The sequence below is a fragment of the Pseudomonas sp. SDO5215_S409 genome (assembly GCF_054071325.1).
Genome location: NZ_JBSVWN010000007.1, coordinates 84,348 through 103,432 on the forward strand (window position 1 = coordinate 84,348; position 19,085 = coordinate 103,432).

Annotated in this window: 20 protein-coding genes; 8 read left to right on the forward strand and 12 right to left on the reverse strand. The window is 63.4% G+C overall.

The genetic code is table 11. From position 1 onward, the window contains the following. The 4 genes from ACW9H9_RS06020 (at position 1) to ACW9H9_RS06035 (ending at position 5,055) form a co-directional block, all read left to right on the forward strand. On the forward strand, positions 1-711 hold the full coding sequence (locus ACW9H9_RS06020; protein WP_457342229.1) for a fimbria/pilus chaperone family protein: 711 nt from the start codon (positions 1-3) through the stop codon (positions 709-711). A 120-nt stretch (positions 712-831) separates the two neighbouring features. After that, positions 832-3,258: a fimbria/pilus outer membrane usher protein gene (locus tag ACW9H9_RS06025; RefSeq protein ID WP_457342228.1), complete on the forward strand. Its 2,427-nt coding sequence runs from the start codon at positions 832-834 to the stop codon at positions 3,256-3,258. A gap of 11 nt (positions 3,259-3,269) precedes the next feature. Further along, entirely contained in the window at positions 3,270-4,394 is a 1,125-nt protein-coding gene (locus ACW9H9_RS06030) for a DUF1120 domain-containing protein (RefSeq protein WP_457342227.1), read from the forward strand. Positions 4,395-4,404: 10 nt separating this feature from the next. Further along, the gene (locus ACW9H9_RS06035) at positions 4,405-5,055 is read left to right on the forward strand and encodes a DUF1120 domain-containing protein (protein ID WP_457342226.1); all 651 of its coding nucleotides are present in this window, start codon (positions 4,405-4,407) and stop codon (positions 5,053-5,055) included. Here ACW9H9_RS06035 and ACW9H9_RS06040 read toward each other — a convergent pair. Together ACW9H9_RS06040 and ACW9H9_RS06045 are read right to left on the reverse strand one after the other, a co-directional pair. Further along, complete coding sequence (locus tag ACW9H9_RS06040) at positions 5,052-6,347, reverse strand: CynX/NimT family MFS transporter (RefSeq protein ID WP_457342225.1); 1,296 nt, start codon at positions 6,345-6,347, stop codon at positions 5,052-5,054. The two genes, ACW9H9_RS06035 and ACW9H9_RS06040, sit on opposite strands and share 4 nt — an antisense overlap. Next, a complete protein-coding gene (locus ACW9H9_RS06045; RefSeq protein WP_457342224.1) occupies positions 6,337-6,996 on the reverse strand; it encodes a FadR/GntR family transcriptional regulator in 660 nt (219 codons plus the stop codon). The genes ACW9H9_RS06040 and ACW9H9_RS06045 overlap by 11 nt, the downstream gene beginning before the upstream one ends. A gap of 157 nt (positions 6,997-7,153) precedes the next feature. On the opposite strand from ACW9H9_RS06045, the gene ACW9H9_RS06050 reads away from it, so the two are divergent. After that, positions 7,154-7,465: a type II toxin-antitoxin system MqsR family toxin gene (locus tag ACW9H9_RS06050; protein WP_457342223.1), complete on the forward strand. Its 312-nt coding sequence runs from the start codon at positions 7,154-7,156 to the stop codon at positions 7,463-7,465. Further along, on the forward strand, positions 7,462-7,947 hold the full coding sequence (locus ACW9H9_RS06055) for a type II toxin-antitoxin system MqsA family antitoxin (protein WP_457342222.1): 486 nt from the start codon (positions 7,462-7,464) through the stop codon (positions 7,945-7,947). The genes ACW9H9_RS06050 and ACW9H9_RS06055 overlap by 4 nt, the downstream gene beginning before the upstream one ends. A 57-nt stretch (positions 7,948-8,004) precedes the next feature. Here ACW9H9_RS06055 and ACW9H9_RS06060 read toward each other — a convergent pair whose 3' ends face one another. The 5 genes from ACW9H9_RS06060 to ACW9H9_RS06080 form a co-directional block, all read right to left on the reverse strand. Next, a complete protein-coding gene (locus tag ACW9H9_RS06060) occupies positions 8,005-8,769 on the reverse strand; it encodes an amino acid ABC transporter ATP-binding protein (RefSeq protein WP_008080191.1) in 765 nt (254 codons plus the stop codon). 11 nt (positions 8,770-8,780) lie between these two features. Further along, positions 8,781-9,878 (reverse strand): amino acid ABC transporter permease, encoded by a 1,098-nt coding sequence (locus ACW9H9_RS06065; RefSeq protein WP_457342221.1) that lies wholly within the window; start codon positions 9,876-9,878, stop codon positions 8,781-8,783. 10 nt (positions 9,879-9,888) lie between these two features. After that, entirely contained in the window at positions 9,889-11,070 is a 1,182-nt protein-coding gene (locus tag ACW9H9_RS06070) for an amino acid ABC transporter permease (protein WP_457342220.1), read from the reverse strand. A 72-nt stretch (positions 11,071-11,142) separates the two neighbouring features. Next, complete coding sequence (locus ACW9H9_RS06075) at positions 11,143-12,174, reverse strand: amino acid ABC transporter substrate-binding protein (RefSeq protein ID WP_457342219.1); 1,032 nt, start codon at positions 12,172-12,174, stop codon at positions 11,143-11,145. Then, positions 12,171-12,521, reverse strand: a complete 351-nt coding sequence (locus ACW9H9_RS06080) for a hypothetical protein (RefSeq protein WP_457342218.1) — start codon at positions 12,519-12,521, stop codon at positions 12,171-12,173. Before ACW9H9_RS06080 ends, ACW9H9_RS06075 begins: the two co-directional genes overlap by 4 nt. Here ACW9H9_RS06080 and ACW9H9_RS06085 point away from each other — a divergent pair. Both ACW9H9_RS06085 and rhlB read left to right on the forward strand, forming a co-directional pair. Further along, positions 12,520-13,176: an alpha/beta hydrolase gene (locus ACW9H9_RS06085; protein WP_457342217.1), complete on the forward strand. Its 657-nt coding sequence runs from the start codon at positions 12,520-12,522 to the stop codon at positions 13,174-13,176. The two genes, ACW9H9_RS06080 and ACW9H9_RS06085, sit on opposite strands and share 2 nt — an antisense overlap. A gap of 96 nt (positions 13,177-13,272) precedes the next feature. Then, positions 13,273-14,724 (forward strand): ATP-dependent RNA helicase RhlB, encoded by a 1,452-nt coding sequence (gene rhlB, locus ACW9H9_RS06090; protein WP_457342216.1) that lies wholly within the window; start codon positions 13,273-13,275, stop codon positions 14,722-14,724. Positions 14,725-14,801: 77 nt separating this feature from the next. Here the strand turns inward: rhlB and moaE are convergent, their stop codons facing one another. From moaE to ACW9H9_RS06115, 5 genes are all read right to left on the reverse strand, one after another. Continuing rightward, positions 14,802-15,251, reverse strand: a complete 450-nt coding sequence (gene moaE, locus ACW9H9_RS06095) for a molybdopterin synthase catalytic subunit MoaE (RefSeq protein ID WP_457342215.1) — start codon at positions 15,249-15,251, stop codon at positions 14,802-14,804. A gap of 2 nt (positions 15,252-15,253) precedes the next feature. Continuing rightward, on the reverse strand, positions 15,254-15,496 hold the full coding sequence (gene moaD / locus ACW9H9_RS06100) for a molybdopterin converting factor subunit 1 (RefSeq protein ID WP_457342214.1): 243 nt from the start codon (positions 15,494-15,496) through the stop codon (positions 15,254-15,256). Continuing rightward, complete coding sequence (gene moaC / locus ACW9H9_RS06105; protein WP_457342213.1) at positions 15,493-15,966, reverse strand: cyclic pyranopterin monophosphate synthase MoaC; 474 nt, start codon at positions 15,964-15,966, stop codon at positions 15,493-15,495. The genes moaD and moaC overlap by 4 nt, the downstream gene beginning before the upstream one ends. A 169-nt stretch (positions 15,967-16,135) precedes the next feature. Continuing rightward, positions 16,136-17,530 (reverse strand): PhoH family protein, encoded by a 1,395-nt coding sequence (locus ACW9H9_RS06110; protein WP_457342212.1) that lies wholly within the window; start codon positions 17,528-17,530, stop codon positions 16,136-16,138. A 347-nt stretch (positions 17,531-17,877) separates the two neighbouring features. Beyond that, positions 17,878-19,002, reverse strand: a complete 1,125-nt coding sequence (locus ACW9H9_RS06115) for a polysaccharide deacetylase family protein (protein WP_457342211.1) — start codon at positions 19,000-19,002, stop codon at positions 17,878-17,880. Positions 19,003-19,085: the final 83 nt, after the last annotated feature.

Consider the following 19,085-nt stretch of genomic DNA (forward strand, 5'->3'; position numbering starts at 1 on the left):
ATGTCCCCTACTGCTGGTTTTCCTTTTCAACACCTATGCGTCGGCGTGCTGGCCTTGCTGCTGTACGGCGCGGCCCGCGCCGACGGCATGGTGCCGGACACCTCCGTGGTGATCGTCCACGAGGCCGACGGCGAAGCCTCGGTGTCGGTGACCAACACCGACGACAAGCTGGCACTGCTACACGTGACCCTTGAAGACATCCCCGAAGACAGCGACAAACTGCTGTTTGTCACCCCGCCACTGGCGCGGGTCGAGCCGTCCAAGAGCCAGTTGATCCGCTTCATCCTGCAATCATCCCAGCCGCTGACCACCCAGCGCCTCAAGCGGGTGATTTTCGAGGGCATGCCCCAGGGCCGCCCAGACGCCCAGGCCGGGCACGCCCGCGTGGGCGTGACGGTGCGCCAGAACCTGCCGGTGATCCTGCACCCCAAGGGCCTGGCGCCCAACCGTACGCCCTGGACCGGGTTGACCTGGCGCTTGAGCAACACGCAATTGAGCGTGCACAACCCCTCGCCGTATGTGGTGCGCCTGGCCCAGGAACTGCGCCTGCTGCCCGGCAACGCGCCCGCGCTGTTGCCGCGCACCTACGTGTTGCCGGGTGAAACCCTGACCGTGGCCGCCGACGCGCCCGGCGCCACCCGCGTGCAGCTGCAACCGGCCACCGTGTACGGGTTTGCCGTGGCGCCCTACGAAGCACCGATCACCCTTTGATCGCCGGACGCCAACGGACGGCGCCCCCATAACAACGAAGTGGCCTCACGTAAGGCCACCGGAAGCGGCCCCGACGGGTACACATCGGCACACCCGCTTCCCCTATTCGAGAACGACCTTGTGAGCACAGTAACCACTGACCGCGACGGCAGGGCCGTGCCCGGCGGTTCAACACGCCAGCTGCTGGCGGGCCTTGCACTGGCCCTGTCGGCCAACGAAGCCCGGGCCGCCACCTTCGACCCACAGACCCTGGCCCAGCGCGGCATCGACCCGGAACTGGCCAACCTGCTGTTGGACGCGCCGCGTTATACCGCCGGGCGTCATGCCGTCAACCTGAGCGTCAATGGCCAGCGCCGCGGCCGTGTGGACGTGGTGTTCGACCGCCAGGGCGCGCTGTGTTTCGACCGCGCGCTGCTGGACGCCGGTGACCTGAAAATACCCGGCGACGCCCCCGCGCCCAGCGCCTGCCAGGGCTTTATCGCCGACTACCCGCAAACCGTCATCGAGCAAGACCCGGCGGGCCTGAACCTGGCGCTGGTGGTGCCCACCGACGCCTTGCGCCCGGCGGTGCGTGACATATCCGGCTACCGGACCGGCGGGTTTGCCGGGTTGCTCAACTACGACCTGACCGGGCTGCACACCGCATTTGGCGATGACACCAGCCGCTTTGCCTCGGCCAACACCGAGGTGGGTTTTAACGCGGGCGACTGGATCGTGCGCAGCCGCCAGGTGCAGACCTGGCAAGACAAGGTGTCGCGCACCGCGCACCTCGACGCCTACGCCCAGCGCACCTTTGCCGCGCAACACGCGGTGGTCCAGGCCGGCCAGCTGACCCTGTACAACCCAGTGCTGGCCGGTACGCAAATCACCGGCGCCCAGGTGATGACCGAAACCGCGCTGCAGGACCAGAGCCAGGGCGCGACCATCAACGGCATCGCCAACAGCCCGGCCCAGGTGGAGATCCGCCAGAACGGCACCTTGATCCACTCCACCGTGGTGCCGGCCGGGCCGTTCGCGCTGACTGACGTGCGCCGCCTCAACAGCCGTTCAGACGTAGAGGTGACAGTGAGGGAAAGCCTCGGCGACGAACGCCGCTTCAGCGTGCCCGCCGCGATGCTCGGCCTGGGGTTGCCCGCGCCGGGTTACTCGGTGGCCGCCGGGCGGGTGCGCCAGATCGGCGACGGCGCTGGCGCCGAGCCCTGGGTGGTCAGCGCTGGCTGGAACGGCGCGCTGCACCCCCAGGTGAGCCTGGGCGGCGGGGCGCTGGTGGCCGATGCGTACCGATCGGTCGGGATGACCCTGGGCTGGCTGGCCTGGCAAGACAGCCAGGTGCAGTTCTCGGCGCAGGCTGCCCAGGCCAGTCGCAACGGCAATGAGCGCGGGGTGCAGACCGACTTGTCGTGGTCCCAGCGCTTTAACGAACGCTGGGCCGTGACCACCTCCGGCTCCTGGCGCAGCCTGGATTACCGCGACCTCGAAGCGTCCACCTACACCCGCTACACCCGCGACCAGGAACGCTCGCGTTACCGCGACCAACAAAGCCTCACCGCGTCGTGGGCCCACCCTTGGCTCGGAGCGTTCAGCGCCGGGGTGTCGCGCTCGGCGTCCTACGCCGGTTACAGCAGCAGCCGGGCGTTGGCGTCGTGGGGCACGAGCGTTGGCGGGGTGTCGATTTCTGCCAGTGCCGAATGGCAAGTGGGCGGCCGTCAGCAGAACGACAACAGCGTCTACCTCAATGTCAGCCTGCCCCTGGGCGAAAACCGCCGCGCCCGCGCCTGGGCGCGCAATACCGGCGGCGAACACCGCATCGGCGCAGGCTTGAGCGAGCAGCTCAACGACCAGTTGAGCTACCGCGTGGGCGTGGAGCGCGACAGCCGCGACCGTGAGGTGGAGACGTCCCTGGGGGTGTCCGCCCTGCCCTGGTACAGCCAGTTGGACTTCAACTACACCCGCGCCGACGACCAGCGCTCCAGCTATCAAGGCGGTGCGCGTGGCGGCGTGGTGGTGCATGGCGACGGGGTGACGTTCTCGCCCTACCCGGTTCGCGACACGTTTGCCGTGGTGTCGGTGGGCGACATGGCCGGGGTCAAAGTCACCACCCCCAGCGGCCCGGTGTGGACCGACTGGCAAGGCCAGGCCGTGGTGCCGCAACTCAATGCCTATGGCCGCAGCCCGGTGGAGGTGCACACCCGCTCACTGCCGCGCAACGCCGATATCAGCAATGGCCTGGCGGTGATTTCTGCCGGGCGCGGCGCGGTGGACAACGTGCAGTTCGGCGTGTCCCTCACCCGCCGTGTGCTGCTGGACGTCACCCGCGCCGACGGCCAGCCGCTGCCCCGGGGCGCCACCGTGAGCACCGCCGACGGCGAGTTCGTGACGCTGGTGCAAGAAGGCAGCCAGGTGTTCTTGCCAGACGTGCTCGACACCCGCCCGCTGTGGGTCAAGGCACCCGGGCAAGCGCGCTGCCGCCTGGACTTTGTGCTGCCCAAGGACGGTGACCCTGACGTGTACTTTGAAACCGCACCGGCCCGGTGCCAACCCTCATGAGGACTTCTGCCATGGGCTTGAAACCCGTCGTGTTATTGACCCTCTCAGCACTGGCCCTCCCGGCCTGGAGCAACGAGGCCTGCCAACTCAACCTCAGCGAATCGCGCCTGGATTTTGGCCTGACAAACCGCGCCGTCGCGCCCCTGCCCGCAGCCGAACGGCGGCTGGGCGAACGCCGCCTGAGCCTCAGCCTGAACTGCCCCACCGCCACCGACATGAGCGTGTTTTACCGGGGGCTGGCGGCGGGTGCCGAGCAATTTGGCTTTACCGAACGGGGCCATTACCGCCTGCACGCCAGTGACGCCGTGCTGGACGGCCAGGCGGTGGAACTGGGCTCTCTGCCCGGCAAAGGCCTGGCGCCCGTCGAGGTGGCGAGCCGCTTGCCCTGGCGCCCGGGCCACGGGCTGGTGCCGATGCGCGCCGGGGTGCCGGTGACCGGTGCCAGCTTGTCAGTGCAGATCAGCGTGAGCGCCTGGGCACGGGAAGAGGCGGTGCGGGTGAGCGATGCGGTGACGTGGGAGGCCAGCGGGGTGTTCGACGCCAGCGCCGGTCGCTCCCGCGAATTGACCCTGCTGGCGCGCTTTGCCCCGGCGGCGTGCACGCCCAGCTTGTCCAATGGCGGCCACGTGGCCTTGGGCAAACTGTCGGTCGGCGACTTGCACCCGCAACAGGAAACCGCACTGGCGCCGCGCCCGGTGCTGCTCACGGTGGGCTGCGATGCACCGACCTTTTTTGCCCTGCGCCTGCAAGACAACCGCCCGGGCTCGGCCACCGGCAGTGCCGATGCCAGCACTTACGGGCTGGGCCTGGATGCACGCCAGCAAAAGATCGGCCGCTATCGGTTGGTCTTCGACCCCACACGGGTCACCGCCGATCAATTCGCGCAGCTCTACCGCACCGACTCGGCCACCGGCAGCCTGCCCTGGAGCGCCGCCAACAGCAGCCCGCTGGGCGCGGCGGCCGATCGTTACCTGGGCTTTGCCACGACCGCGGGCAGTACCGGCGGCCCTGCGGCCATTCAAAACCTCAGCGCCACCGCCAGCCTGGAAGCGGTGATCGCCCCGCTGGGCGAGCTGGACCTGGGCAGCGAAGTGCGCCTGGACGGCGCCGCCACCCTTGAAATCCACTACCTGTAGGAGCCTTTCCATGAGCCGTTATCTGATGCATTTGACCGTCCTCTGCCTGATGGCGTGTGCCAACCCGGCCCAGGCCGCGTCCACCGTGGAACTGACCGTCAGCGGGCTGATCACGCCCATGGCCTGCACGCCGAGCTTTTCCGGCGGCGGGCTGATCGACTTTGGCAAGATTTCCCGGCAAGACCTCAACCAGGCGAACGGCACGCGGTTGCCGCTCAAGTTTTTGACCTTCACCGTGAGCTGCAATGCCCCCGGCCGTTTCGCCCTGCGCATGCGCGACAACCGCGACGGCACGGCCCACGTCAACAGCGAGATTTTCTACGGGCTGGGCCTGGACGCCAGCGGCAACAAACTGGGGGTGTATTCGGTGAGTTTCGACCCCAAGCAAACGGTGGCCGACGCCCTGCCAGTGATCTACGGCACCGAGTCCACCACCGGCGGCGTGGCGTGGCGCCCAGCCAATACCAACCCTATCGACATCGGCTCGCGCAGCCTGCTGGGTTTTACTGACCTGGCCGGCAGCGCGGCCGGCCCCTCAGCGATCCAGAGCCTGACCAGCACGCTGACACTGGAGGCGGTGATCAACGCCCGGCAGAACCTGGACCTGACCACCGACACCCTGCTGGACGGCTCGGCCACGCTGGAGGTGGTGTACCTCTAGACCTGCTCGCTGCGCACGCCCACGTACAGCGCGCGGCCTGCGCCGATACCGGCAACGATGCCGCCCAGGCCGATCACCGCGAAGATCCAGCCCACGGCCGCCCAGCCGCCGGTCCAGTCATGCACCAGGCCGACGGCGAACGGCCCCAGGGACGCCAGGATGTAGCCGATGCCCTGGGCCATGCCCGACAGGTTGGCGGCCACGTGGGCATCGCGCGAGCGCAGCACGATCAGGGTCAGCGCCAGGCTGAACGTACCGCCCTGGCCCAGCCCCAACAGGATCGCCCAGCCCCACAGGCCTTCGATGGGGGCGTACACGCAGCCGAACATACCGCCCAGGGTCATGACCATCACCAGCACAATGGCCACGCGCTGATCCTTGCCACGGGTGGCCAGCCACGGCGCCGCCAGCGAGCTGACCAACTGCACGATCACCGCGCCCGACAGCACCAGCCCCGCTTCGGTGGCGCTCAGGCCACGGCCGATCAACATCGACGGCAACCAGCCAAACACGATGTAGGCCAGGGACGATTGCAGGCCCATGTAAAGCGTCACTTGCCAGGCCAGCGGATCACGCAACAGCCCCTTGACCCGATACGCCACTTGATGGGCGCCCTGTCTGTGCCCCACTTGCGGCAACCAGAACAGCGCCGCCACCAGCGCAGGCACGGCCCACACCCCCAGGCCGATGCTCCAGCTATTGGCAAAATGCTGGCTGATCGGCACGCTGGCGCCCGCCGCCATGGCCGCGCCCAGGCACAGCGCCATGGTGTAGACGCCGGTCATGGTGCCGGCCTGCTTGGCAAAATCGCGCTTGACGATACCCGGCAACAACACACCGATGATGCCGATGCTCGCCCCGGCGATCAGGCTGCCCACAAACACCCCCACTTCACCAAACGCACTGCGCACCAGAATGCCTGCGGCCAGCATCAGCAAAATCCCCAGCACCACCCGCTCGGCGCCAAAGCGTCGGGCCAACAGCGGCGCCGTGGGGGCGAACAGGCCCAGGCACAGCACGGGCAAAGTGGTCAGCAGGCCCGCTTCGGCGGCGGACAACCCCAGGCTGCGCGCCACATCAGCCAGCAACGGCGACATGCTCGACAGCGCCGGGCGCAGGTTCAACGCCATCAGCACCAGGCCCAGCAGCAACAGCCACGGGCGGCGTACGGGCGGGGGGGTGTGCTGCACCACGGCGTCGTCGGCTTCGGCGTCGATCAGCAGTCGTTCAAGTTCGGCCGGGCGTGGCGGGTGTTCTGGACGGGTCATGGTGGGCTCGGGTTCAAGGTTCATTGATCAATTGCCGGGAAAGCGCCTTGGCGCGTTCGGGGTCTTGCTGCGCCACCGCGTCCAGCAGCGCTTCGTGCAGGTCGAACACGGCCTGGCGGCGCGGCGTGATGTTGAGGGTCTGGCGCAACTGGGCGCCGACGACGCCCGAGAAATACTGGTACAGCTCGCTCAGCGCCGGGTTGTGCGCGGCGTCGACCAGGCGTTTGTGGAACACCAGGTCTGCGTCGATGTAGCGCTCAAGGTCGCCGTGATAGTGCTCGGCGCTCACCCGCAAGGCCTCGCGCAAGCCTTGCAGGTCTTCGTCGGTGCGGCGCAGGGCGGCCAGGCCCACGGCTTCGGCTTCCAGGATCTGCCGCGTTTCCTGGGCCTGGCCCAGGGTGCAATGGGACAGCGCCCTCAGCGTGCCCAGTGGGTCGGTCATCGAACGCAGGTAACTGCCGTCGCCCTGGCGCACCTCGATCAACCCGCAAAACGCCAGCACCCGCATGGCCTCGCGCATGGTGTTGCGGCTGATGCCCAGCTCGGCGGCCAGCTCAGGCTCGGTGGGCAGACGCTCGCCAATCGCCCAGGTGCCCTGGGTGATGCGCTGGCGCAGTTGGTCCAGGGCCTGGTCAACGAGGGAGCGTTTGATCAGCGGGGTGATGTCTGTCATGAGCTGTGCAGTTTCGTCCAATCATAGGATGAATTTTCCCACATCGTATTCGGACTTTCCTACAAGGGCAACGCACTAGGGTTTTGAGGCAACAAAAAAACTCAATTTTCGATTGGCAAAATTACCCTTAAAGGGTAACTATTGACTCAGGTGTCTTATGGAAAAGTACACACCTCATTACGATCTCGCGGTGATAAAAGCGGATGTGAGGCGGCTGGGAGCCAGGGCCTTTACCCGTACCGCAAAAACCACAGGGAGGGGTTTGAACCTCGACATCAGCGAGATGCAAGCGATCGTTTTCGACCTGCAGAACAGCCTGTTTTACAAGTCGATGACCTCTTACGCCGATCACCGCACCTGGCATGACGTTTACCCCACCCATTCACACGGTCTGGAGATCTACCTCAAGGTCACTTACTGCTCGGGCAGTCACCCGCCGGTGATTTCCTTCAAAAGGATGAACCCATGAACATTCAGGATTGCTGTATCTGTGGGGCCCCCGGCGCCATGGTCCGCTTTGAAGGGCGCAGTGAAACCCTGCGCATCAAAGGCATGGAGCGACGCGTCGATGATCTGTGCGGCTGGGAATGCCCGGTGTGCGAAGACGGCCTGTATGACGCCGACAGCGCCGACCGTCATGCCAGGGCCAGTGACGACCTGCTGCACGCCGCCCGGCGGATCGTCGGCAGCGAGCTCAAGCGCATCCGCCGCAAGCTGCACCTGACGCAAAAAGAAACCGTGGCGCTGCTGTCCGGTGGCGGGCACAACGCGTTTTCACGTTATGAGCGCGGCGAAGTACCGCCGCCCAAACCCTTGATGGTGCTAATGCGCCTGCTGGACCGCTACCCTCACCTGCTGGGCGAGGCGGCGGCGTTGGCCGAGGGGGCCGACCTGCACAACGCCTTCACCTGCACCGTGAGCGACGGGGCCGAAACGCTCAAAGCGTCCTAGCCCGAAAAAAACAAACCCGGCGCAGGGCCGGGTTTGTGTTCAAGCCTCACGCATCGATCAATGCAGGATCTGGCTCAGGAACAGCTTGGTGCGCTCGTTCTGCGGGTTGTCGAAGAAGTCGTTCGGCGCGGCCTGTTCGACGATTTCGCCCTTGTCCATGAAGATCACGCGGTTGGCCACGGTGCGGGCAAAGCCCATTTCGTGGGTTACGCACAACATGGTCATGCCGTCTTCGGCCAGGCCGATCATGGTGTCCAGCACTTCTTTCACCATTTCCGGGTCCAGCGCCGAGGTCGGCTCGTCGAACAGCATGATCTTGGGCTTCATGCACAGCGCCCGGGCAATCGCCACACGCTGTTGCTGGCCACCCGAGAGTTGCCCCGGGAACTTGTGCGCCTGCTCTGGAATGCGTACGCGCTCCAGGTAATGCATGGCGATTTCCTCGGCCTTGCGCTTGGGCATCTTGCGCACCCACATCGGCGCCAGCGTGCAGTTCTGCAGGATGGTCAGGTGCGGGAACAGGTTGAAGTGCTGGAACACCATGCCGACTTCGCGGCGGATCGCTTCGATCTGCTTGAGGTCGTTGGTCAGTTCCACGCCGTCGACCACGATGCGGCCTTGCTGGTGTTCTTCCAGGCGGTTGAGGCAGCGGATGGTGGTGGACTTGCCCGAACCCGACGGGCCGCACAGCACGATACGCTCGCCCTGTTTCACGTTGAGGTTGATGTCTTTCAACACGTGGAACTGGCCGTACCACTTGTTCACGCCCTGCATCTGGATAATGCCTTCAGGGCCCACAGGCTTTTTGATTGCTTCGCTCATCAGAAAAACTCCTAACGCTTGTGGCCTGTGTCGAGCTTGCGTTCCAGATGCATGGAATAGCGCGACATACCAAAACAGAAAATCCAGAACACCAGGGCGGCAAATACATAGCCTTCAGTGGCCATGCCCAGCCATTTGGGATCGGCGGCGGCTTGTTTGACGCTGTTGAGCAGGTCGAACAGGCCGATGATGATCACCAGGCTCGTGTCTTTGAACAGCGCAATAAACGTGTTGACGATACCCGGGATCACCAGCTTCAGGGCTTGCGGCAGAATCACCAGGCCCATGCTGCGCCAGTAGCCCAGGCCCATCGCTGCGGCCGCTTCGTACTGACCTTTGGGGATGGCCTGCAAACCACCGCGCACCACTTCGGCCACGTAGGCCGACTGGAACAGGATCACACCGATCAACGCCCGCAGCAGCTTGTCGAAGTTCATGCCTTCGGGCAGGAACAACGGCAGCATCACCGAGGACATGAACAGCACGGTGATCAGCGGCACGCCGCGCCAGAACTCGATGAAGGTCACGCACACCACACGCACTGCCGGCATGTTGGAGCGGCGCCCCAGGGCCAGCACGATACCCAGCGGCAAGGCGCCCGCAATGCCCACGGTGGCAATCACCAGGGTCAGCATCAGGCCGCCCCACTGGCTGGTCGCGATGTTGCTCAGGCCAAACACGCCGCCGTGCAACAGGCAGTAGGCGATGATCGGGTACAGCACGATAAAGCTCAGGCCGTAGACCGCCTTGCGCGAGAAGCGCGAGATGAACAACGGCGCCGCGCCCACGATGGCCAGCCACACGGTCAGGTCCACGCGCCAGCGCAGTTCCTGCGGGTAGTAGCCGTACATGAACTGGCCGAAGCGCTGCTCGACGAACACCCAGCAGGCGCCCGCCTTGGTGCAGTCGGCCTTGGTGGTGCCGACCCAGTTGGCGTCCAGGATGGCCCAATGCAGGATCGGCGGGATCACCAGGTAAATCAGGTAGAAAGCAAACAGCGTCAACAACGTGTTCAGCCAGCTGGAGAACATGTTGGCGCGCATCCACGCCACGGGCCCGAAAACCTTGCTCGGTGGCGGCATGTCGGGTTTGAAAGTATGCGTACTCATGCAGGTGTCCTCACCGCTCGATCAGCGCAATGCGCTTGTTGTACCAGTTCATCAGCAGGGAAATGCTGATGCTGATCGCCAGGTACACGCTCATGGTGATGGCAATGACTTCGATGGCCTGGCCGGTCTGGTTGAGCACCGTGCCGGCAAACAGCGAAACCATTTCCGGGTAACCGATACCGGCGGCCAGCGAGGAGTTCTTCGCCAGGTTCAGGTATTGGCTGGTCAGCGGCGGAATGATCACCCGCAGGGCTTGCGGGATGATGACCTTGCGCAGCGTCGGCCCCGGGCGCAGGCCCAGCGAACGCGCAGCTTCGGTCTGGCCGTGGCTGACGGACTTGATGCCCGAACGCACGATCTCGGCGATGAACGCCGCGGTGTAGACGGTCAGTGCCAGGGTCAGTGCGAGCAGTTCAGGGATCAGTACCCAGCCGCCAACGAAGTTGAAGCCGGCAAGCTTTGGCATCTCCCAGTGCACCGGCACGCCAAACACCAGCATGCTCAGCGATGGAATCACGATGAACAGCCCAAGGCCCGCCCAGAACTTATGGAACGGCACGCCGGTGGCTTCAAAACGCCGAGTGGCCCAGCGGCTCATCAGCACGATGGCAACGATGGCCACGACCAGGCTGATCCAGAAGGGCCAGAACCCGTCGGCGGCGATCGCGGCGGGCATGTTCAGGCCGCGGCTGCTGACGTAGAACGTGTCCCAGAAGTTGTGGCTGTTGCGCGGCCCCGGCATGGTCAGGAATACCGCGAAGTACCAGAACAGGATTTGCAGCAGCGGCGGAATGTTGCGGAACACTTCCACATACACCGTGGCCAGCTTGCTGATGATCCAGTTCGGCGACAGCCGCGCCACGCCGATGATGAAACCGAGGAGGGTCGCCAGGACCACGCCGATCACCGTCACCAGCAAGGTGTTGAGCAGACCGATGACGAAGACCCGGTAGTAACTGTCCGACTCGACGTAGGGAATCAGGTGTTGCGCGATACCGAAACCGGCACTGCGCTCAAGAAAATCGAAACCCGAGGTAATGCCTCGGTGTGCCAGGTTGGTTTGCGTGTTGTTGAACAAGTACCAGCCCAGCGATATCACCGCCACGACGGTAATGATCTGGAATAGCCACGCACGCACTTTAGGATCGCTGAAGCTGAACTTCTGCTTGGGTGCGCCGATTTGATTTTGCATGGAGTGCCCCGAAAAAAATGGAACAGAACATCACCCGGTGGTTGGCCCACCGGGTGATAGAACCATCAGCGATCAGCGCACAGGCGGTGCGTATTGAATGCCGCCGTTGTTCCACAGCGCGTTCAGGCCGCGGTCGATTTCCAGCGGGGTGCTCTTGCCGAGGTTTTTCTCGAAGATTTCGCCGTAGTTACCGACTTGCTTGACGATCTGTACGACCCAGTCCTTGCGCAGCTTCAGGTCTTTGCCGTATTCACCGTCGCCACCCAGCAGGCGGGCAACGTCCGGGTTCTTGGTGGACTTGGCTTCAGCCTCGACGTTTTTGGAAGTGATACCGGCTTCTTCGGCATTGAGCATGGCGTAGCCAACCCAACGCACGATGGCCAGCCACTCGTCGTCGCCGTTACGTACCACTGGGCCCAGAGGCTCTTTGGAGATAGTTTCTGGCAGTACCACGTAGTCCTTCGGCGAGGCCAGCTTGCTGCGCTGTGCGTAGAGCTGGGACTTGTCGGAGGTCAGCACGTCGCAACGACCCGATTCCAGCGACTTGGCGCTTTCATCGGAGGTGTCGAAGGTGATCGGGGTGTATTTGAGGTTGTTGGCGCGGAAGTAGTCCGACACGTTCAGCTCGGTGGTCGTACCGGCCTGGATGCAAATGGTCGCACCGTCCAGTTCCTTGGCACTTTTCACGCCCAGCTTGTTGTTCACCAAAAAGCCAACACCGTCGAAATAGGTGATGAAGCCTGGAAACTTCAGGCCCATGCCCGCATCGCGGGAGCTGGTCATGGTGGTGTTACGCGACAGGATATCGACTTCGCCCGATTGCAGAGCGGTGAAACGCTCCTTGGCGTTCAACTGGCTGAATTTGACTTTGGTGGCGTCACCGAAGACGGCGGCAGCAACAGCGCGGCAAACGTCAGCGTCGATCCCCAGAATCTTGCCGCTGGCATCCGGTACCGAGAAACCCGGCAGACCGTCACTCACGCCACATTGCACAAAACCTTTCTTCTGTACCGCGTCCAGGGTGGCGCCGGCTTGGGCGAAACCGCTGACACCCAGCACAGCGGCTGCGCAGACGACCGCCAGGGTGGATTTCAATACCTTCATTCAAACCTCCAAAGTTGCTCTTGTTGTGTCGGAGCTTGGCCTTGCCGCACCCTTTTGAGGCGTAATTGACCCGTCTTGGTTTTTTTAGGGTCAAACGGCACAAGGCTTTCGCTGTACGTCCAGTCGCTATCCCTCGGCAGGCTGTCACTGATAGTGTTACCGCCGCAGGAGAGCCTTGACATCACCGTTGCCTTAGCAAGCCCCGTACCAGACTGCTTGCTGACCCGCTTCGACCCAGGGTCAATAGAAAAAGATTCAACCTTGCGACATATTCTTAACAGATCAACCTCTTGCGCACCGTTGCGATGCACCCATTCGGCGCGCGCGCACTTATTTGGAGCAACCATGACCGACCCCTTGATTCTTCAGCCCGCCAAGCCCGCAGACGCCTGCGTCATCTGGCTGCATGGCCTGGGTGCCGACCGTTACGACTTCCTGCCCGTGGCCGAGATGCTTCAGGAAACCTTGCAAACCACCCGCTTTGTGCTACCGCAGGCCCCGACCCGCCCGGTGACGATCAATGGCGGTTATGAAATGCCCAGCTGGTACGACATCAAGGCCATGAGCCCGGCCCGTTCTATCAGCCTGGAAGAACTTGAAACATCTGCAAACACAATCATCGAATTGATCGAAGCGCAGAAGAACAGCGGAATAGAAGCCTCGCGGATTTTTCTCGCCGGGTTTTCCCAAGGCGGCGCCGTGGTCTTTCACACCGCTTTTTTGAGGTGGCAAGGCGCGCTGGGCGGTGTATTGGCCCTGTCGACCTACGCCCCGACCTTCAGCGACGAACTGACGTTGTCCGCCAGCCAGCAGCAAATCCCGGTGCTTTGCCTGCACGGCCAGCACGATGACGTGGTGCAGTACGCCATGGGCCGCAGCGCCTACGATCACCTGAACGCCCGTAGTGTCACCGTGACATGGCAGGAATACCCAATGGGTCACGAAGTGTTACCTGAGGAGATACACACTATCAGTGACTGGTTGACCGCTCGCCTGGGCTGAAAACCACACTTTATGTAGCCACATGACAGACGCACTACGCCGCGCCCGATTCTTGCATTACACTGGCCGGCGTACATTCCTTAACCAATTAATGAGATGACCGTGCTCAAAGCACTCAAGAAGATGTTCGGCAAAGGCGAGGCTGAGCCCGTCAGCGCACCTGCCCCCGCCCAAGACGCCAAACAGTCCGCCCGCCCCGCGCCGGTTGCCTCGCCCACAAAGCCTTCTGCGCCGGAGCCTGTAAAAGCCCCCGCCACCGATGCCGTCGCCACCCAGGCGCCACGCCAGGAAAAGCCGCGCCGTGCGCGCGCGCCCAAGCCTGCGGTAAAACCCTGGAAACTCGACGACTTCGTGGTCGAACCCCAGGAAGGCAAGACCCGCTTTCATGACTTCAAGCTGGCCCCGGAACTGATGCACGCCATCCAGGACCTGGGGTTTCCGTACTGCACGCCGATCCAGGCGCAAGTGCTGGGCTTCACGCTGGCAGGCAAAGACGCGATCGGTCGCGCCCAGACCGGCACGGGCAAGACCGCCGCATTTCTGATCTCCACCATCACCCAACTGCTCGATACGCCGCCGCCCAAGGAACGCTACATGGGCGAGCCGCGCGCACTGATCATCGCCCCGACCCGGGAGCTGGTGGTGCAGATCGCCAAGGACGCCGCCGACCTGACCAAATACACCGGCCTCAACGTGATGACGTTTGTGGGCGGCATGGACTTCGACAAGCAACTCAAGCACCTTGAGGCGCGCCACTGCGACATCCTCGTCGCCACCCCCGGCCGCCTGCTCGACTTCAACCAGCGCGGCGACGTGCACCTGGACATGGTCGAAGTGATGGTGCTGGACGAAGCCGACCGCATGCTCGACATGGGCTTTATCCCTCAAGTGCGTCAGATCATTCGCCAGACCCCGCCGAAAAGTGAGCGCCAGACCCTGCTCTTTTCCGCAACCTTTACCGATGACGTGATGAACCTGGCCCGCCAGTGGACCACCGACCCGTCCATCGTCGAGATCGAGGCCGAAAACGTCGCCAACGAAAACGTCGAGCAACACATCTACGCCGTGGCCGGTGCCGACAAATACAAGCTGCTCTACAACCTGGTCAACGACAACGGCTGGGAGCGCGTAATGGTGTTCGCCAACCGCAAGGACGAAGTGCGCCGCATCGAGGAACGCCTGGTACGCGATGGCGTGAACGCCGCGCAGCTGTCGGGTGACGTACCGCAACACAAGCGGATCAAGACCCTGGAGGGTTTTCGTGAGGGCAAGATTCGCGTGCTGGTGGCCACCGATGTGGCAGGCCGCGGGATTCATATCGATGGCATCAGCCACGTGATCAACTTCACCCTGCCGGAAGTGCCGGACGACTACGTGCACCGCATTGGCCGTACCGGCCGTGCCGGTGCTGCGGGTGTGTCGATCAGCTTTGCCGGTGAAGACGATTCCTACCAACTGCCCTCGATCGAAGCGCTGCTGGGGCGCAAGATCAGTTGCGAAATGCCGCCCACGCACCTGCTGCGTGCGGTGGAGCGCAAACGCCCCTGAGGGCAACCGCGCCACACACGGTGGGAGCCCGCTGGCAAGGGGCTCCCACTGTCGTTTTTAGAGGACGCTTGCGCGCGTCATGCCCAGCGATCAGCGGCCGCCTGGTCGCTGGCCCGCCCTTCGACCCAGCGCGGGCCTTGGGCGGTGTTTTCTTTCTTCCAGAACGGCGCCCGCGTCTTCAGGTAATCCATCACAAACGCACACGCCTCGAACGCCGCCTGGCGATGGGCACTGGCGGCGGCGACAAACACAATCGGTTCGCCCGGCTCCAGCGCGCCGATGCGGTGCAGCACTTGGAGTTTGAGCAGCGGCCAACGCTGCCCGGCTTCGGTGGCGATCGTGGCCAGGGCCTTTTCGGTCATGCCCGGGTAGTGCTCAAGAAACATCCCCGCCACGTCCCGGCCATCGTTGAAGTCGCGCACGTAGCCGACAAAACTCACCACCGCGCCCACGCCCACATTGGCCGCGTGCATGGCGTTGAGTTCGGCGCCTGGGTCAAATGCCTGGGCCTGCACACGAACGCTCATGCTCAGCCTCCGGTCACAGGCGGGAAAAAGGCCACTTCATCGCCGTCCACCAGCGGCTCGTCGAGGGTGCAGAGTTCTTCGTTGCGGGCACACATCAGGCCGGGTTCGTTGAGCACTTCAAAACCCGGGTCCCCCGCCAGCGCCTGGCGCAACGCGCCCACCGTGGCGAAGTCACCTTCGACGTCCAGCGAGTCCAGGTCCAGCGCCTCGCGATAGCGGGCAAAAAACAGCACAGTCACGCTCATTGTTCGTCCGCCTTGAAATGCCCGCTCTTGCCGCCGAGTTTTTCCAGCAGGCGGATATGTTCGATGGTCATGCCACGGTCCACGGCCTTGCACATGTCGTAGATCGTCAGCGCGGCCACGCTGGCGGCGGTGAGGGCTTCCATTTCCACGCCGGTCTGGCCGCTGAGTTTGCAGCGCGCCAGGATGCGCACGGCGTCGCTGCCCTCGGCGCTCAACTCAAGCTTGACGCCCGTGAGCATCAGCGGGTGGCACAGGGGGATCAGGTCGCTGGTTTTTTTTGCCGCCTGGATCCCGGCGATGCGCGCCACGGCGAACACGTCGCCCTTGGGGTGGGCGCCGTCGACAATCATTTGCAGGGTCTGGGGCAGCATGCGCACCCGGGCTTCGGCCACGGCTTCACGGAAGGTCACCGCTTTGTCGGTGACATCGACCATATGGGCGCGGCCTTGGGAATCGAGATGGGTCAGCACAGGAATACTCCAGATCAGGAACGCCGATTGTAAACCCGATGACACGATTGCACACGTTTGGCGCCCAGGCGGGGCCCCGGGCTGACCCCTGGTCGATCGAGCGCCGCGCAGTTGAGGCACAGGTAAAAAAACGGGCGCCGCAAGGGCGCCCGTTTTTTGTGGCATGGGCTTATAGGTGGGATTCGGCGTATTCGGCCAGAATCGAGCGAGGGACGCCCTGCAAGGCGATGTGCACGCCGTTGGGGAAGTCCTTGAAGCGTTCGGTCAGGTAGGTCAGCCCGGAGCTGGTCGCGGACAGGTAAGGGGTGTCGATCTGTGCCAGGTTGCCCAGGCACACCACTTTGGAACCGGCGCCCGCACGGGTGATGATGGTTTTCATCTGGTGCGGGGTGAGGTTCTGGCATTCATCGATCAGAATCAGGCTCTGCTGGAAGCTGCGCCCCCTGATGTAGTTGAGGGATTTGAACTGCAACGGCACTTTGCTGAGGATGTAGTCGACGCTGCCATGGGTGTTTTCGTCATCCATATGCAAGGCTTCGAGGTTGTCGGTGATCGCCCCCAGCCACGGCTCCATTTTTTCCGCCTCGGTGCCGGGCAAGAAGCCGATTTCCTGGTCCAGGCCCTGCACGCTGCGGGTGGCAATAATGCGCCGGTAGCGCTTGCTGACCATGGTCTGTTCGATGGCCGCGGCCAGCGCCAGGATAGTTTTACCCGAACCCGCCGCGCCGGTCAGGTTGACCAGGTGGATGTCCGGGTCCAGCAGCGCATACAGCGCCAGGCTCTGGTAGATGTCACGCGGTTTCAGGCCCCAGGCTTCCTGGTGCAACAGGGGTTCCTGATGCAGGTCGAGGATCAGCAGTTTGTCGACCTGGATTTCTTTGATCCAGCCCACGAACCCCTGCTCGTCGATGATGAATTCGTTGATGTGCACCGCTGGCAGGTTGTCGATCAACTGCACCTGGTGCCAGGTGCGGCCGTGGTCCTGGCGGGTTTCGACTTTACTGACCCGGTCCCAGAACGAGCCGGTCATGGTGTGATAGCCACGCGAGAGCATCGACACGTCGTCAACCAGCTGGTCGGTGCTGTAGTCCTCGGCCGCGATCCCGCAGGCGCGGGCCTTGAGGCGCATGTTGATGTCTTTGGTCACCAGCACCAGGCGCAGGCCCTTGTCGCGCGTGTGCAGGTCGATCAACTGGTTGATGATCTTGTTGTCGTTGAGGTTTTCCGGCAACAGGATGTTGGGCTCGTGATGCTTGCTCATCAGGATCGACAGCAAGCCTTTTGGCCCGCCCTTGCCACGCTGGATCGGCACCCCCTGCTCAACGTCCTCGGGAGAGGCTTCGCCCAGGGTTTTGTCGATCAGGCGGATGGCCTGGCGGCATTCGGCGGCAACGCTGTGGTGGCCACTTTTGAGTTTGTCGAGCTCCTCCAGCACGATCATCGGGATGGCAACGTGGTGTTCTTCGAAATTGAGCAGTGCGTTTGGATCGTGGATCAGAACGTTGGTATCAAGCACATAAAGGATTGGCTGGTCGGAAGAAGGGTTACGTCCATGATCATCCATACTCGGTCACCTTTGTGGGATCCAGTCGACGCAATACCTGGGCGGTGCTGCGCCTCGATTCGACCGCTTTTCGCACCTGAGGGGCGTCAAGCGCGGTGCACACATGAGGTGTCTTGGAAGACGCCACCTGTGCTGCAGGTTTCGGCGGTCTGCCTTCGTAATACCGCAAAACCCATGACAGGAAAAAGCACTTTGACGCTTTTTTGAAGTTTATTTTTCAGGATGACGAATAGCACTAGGCGTACCGGCACAGTGCCGTTACAGTCGAAAGTCCGCCGGTATCGAATGGCGCAACATTTTTACCCCGAAAAAGCCGCAACCCCAACGGGGCCGGGCTTATCGCCTGCTCAGCGAAACGCTTCCCGACAGTCCTGCCAACCCAGCCCGCTTTCGGCCGTGGCCTGTAGCAACCAAGGCAGTGCGACCCGTGCCTTGTCCTGCGTGTCGTGAAACAGGATCACGCCCTTGCGCCACAACAGCATGAGTGTCAGCACACGGTTGGCCGATTCCTCGGGCTTGAGCTTGCCCGGGTCATCCTGCGAGTCGATGTCCCACAACGCCACTTGCAGCCCCTGGGCCTGGAAAAAACCCTGGCTGTCGGCGCGGCGCTGGCCATAGGGCGGGCGAAACAGCGGCACGTAGTTTTCCGGCAACAGGTTCTGCGCCAGCGCGGCGCTGCGGGTCACCGACGACTGCCAGTCGACCCAGTGGCTGTGGGAACGATACTGCCACCCCTGGATGCCCACGCACTGTCCCTGATACAACGCCTGCAACTGGGCACCCGAGGTTTTTTCCAGGCGTGTCTGCAAGCTGTTGCCCAGGGTAAAGAACATCCCGTGCAGCTTCTGTTTGCGCAGGTAGTCGGCCAGCCAGTCGGTGTTGCCGCTGACCGGCGACGGGCCGCTGTCAAAGGTCAGCAGGAACATGCGGTCGTTGAGCTCGTCGCCATTGCGCTCGTGGTCGCCGAACCGCGCGATTTCACTGCTGATCTGCGGGAACAACGCCGCCTTGCGCAACAGCTCGTCCAGGTAGCGCTCATGAAACGTGCGACTGGGCCCGGCCCAGCCTATATAGAACGAACTGTCGCTGACCTCGAACTTGCCGGCCTGCTCGCGCAGATCGTCCATGCTCTCTACGAGGTAGCAAAACGAGGCGTCCTGCCCGCAGCTCTGCTGGGCCTGTGTGTAGTTGTCCAACAGCCGCTGCCAGAGCTGGCGACGCAGGTCGTCTACAGACGCCAGGTTGATGATCTTCAGCCCCAGCCGCTGCCCAAGCGCGGGTTCGTCCAGCGACTCACTGACCAGCAGCGTGCGCGCAAACATGAGGATTTCGGCGCGGGAGGCCACATCAAACAGCGCCGGGCTGCTCAGCCGCTCGGGCCAGGTGCCACGGTCCAGGCTGGCCACTTCCACGGGCGCCGCCTGGGCCCCCAGGCATAGCAGGCAGGCGGACAACAAAAGCGCAATTCGCACGGCACAGTCTCCATCGCAAGGTTCGCCGGGCATCATAGCGGATTGGTCGCTATCAGCATCATAGGTGGAGTCAAACCGCCTCA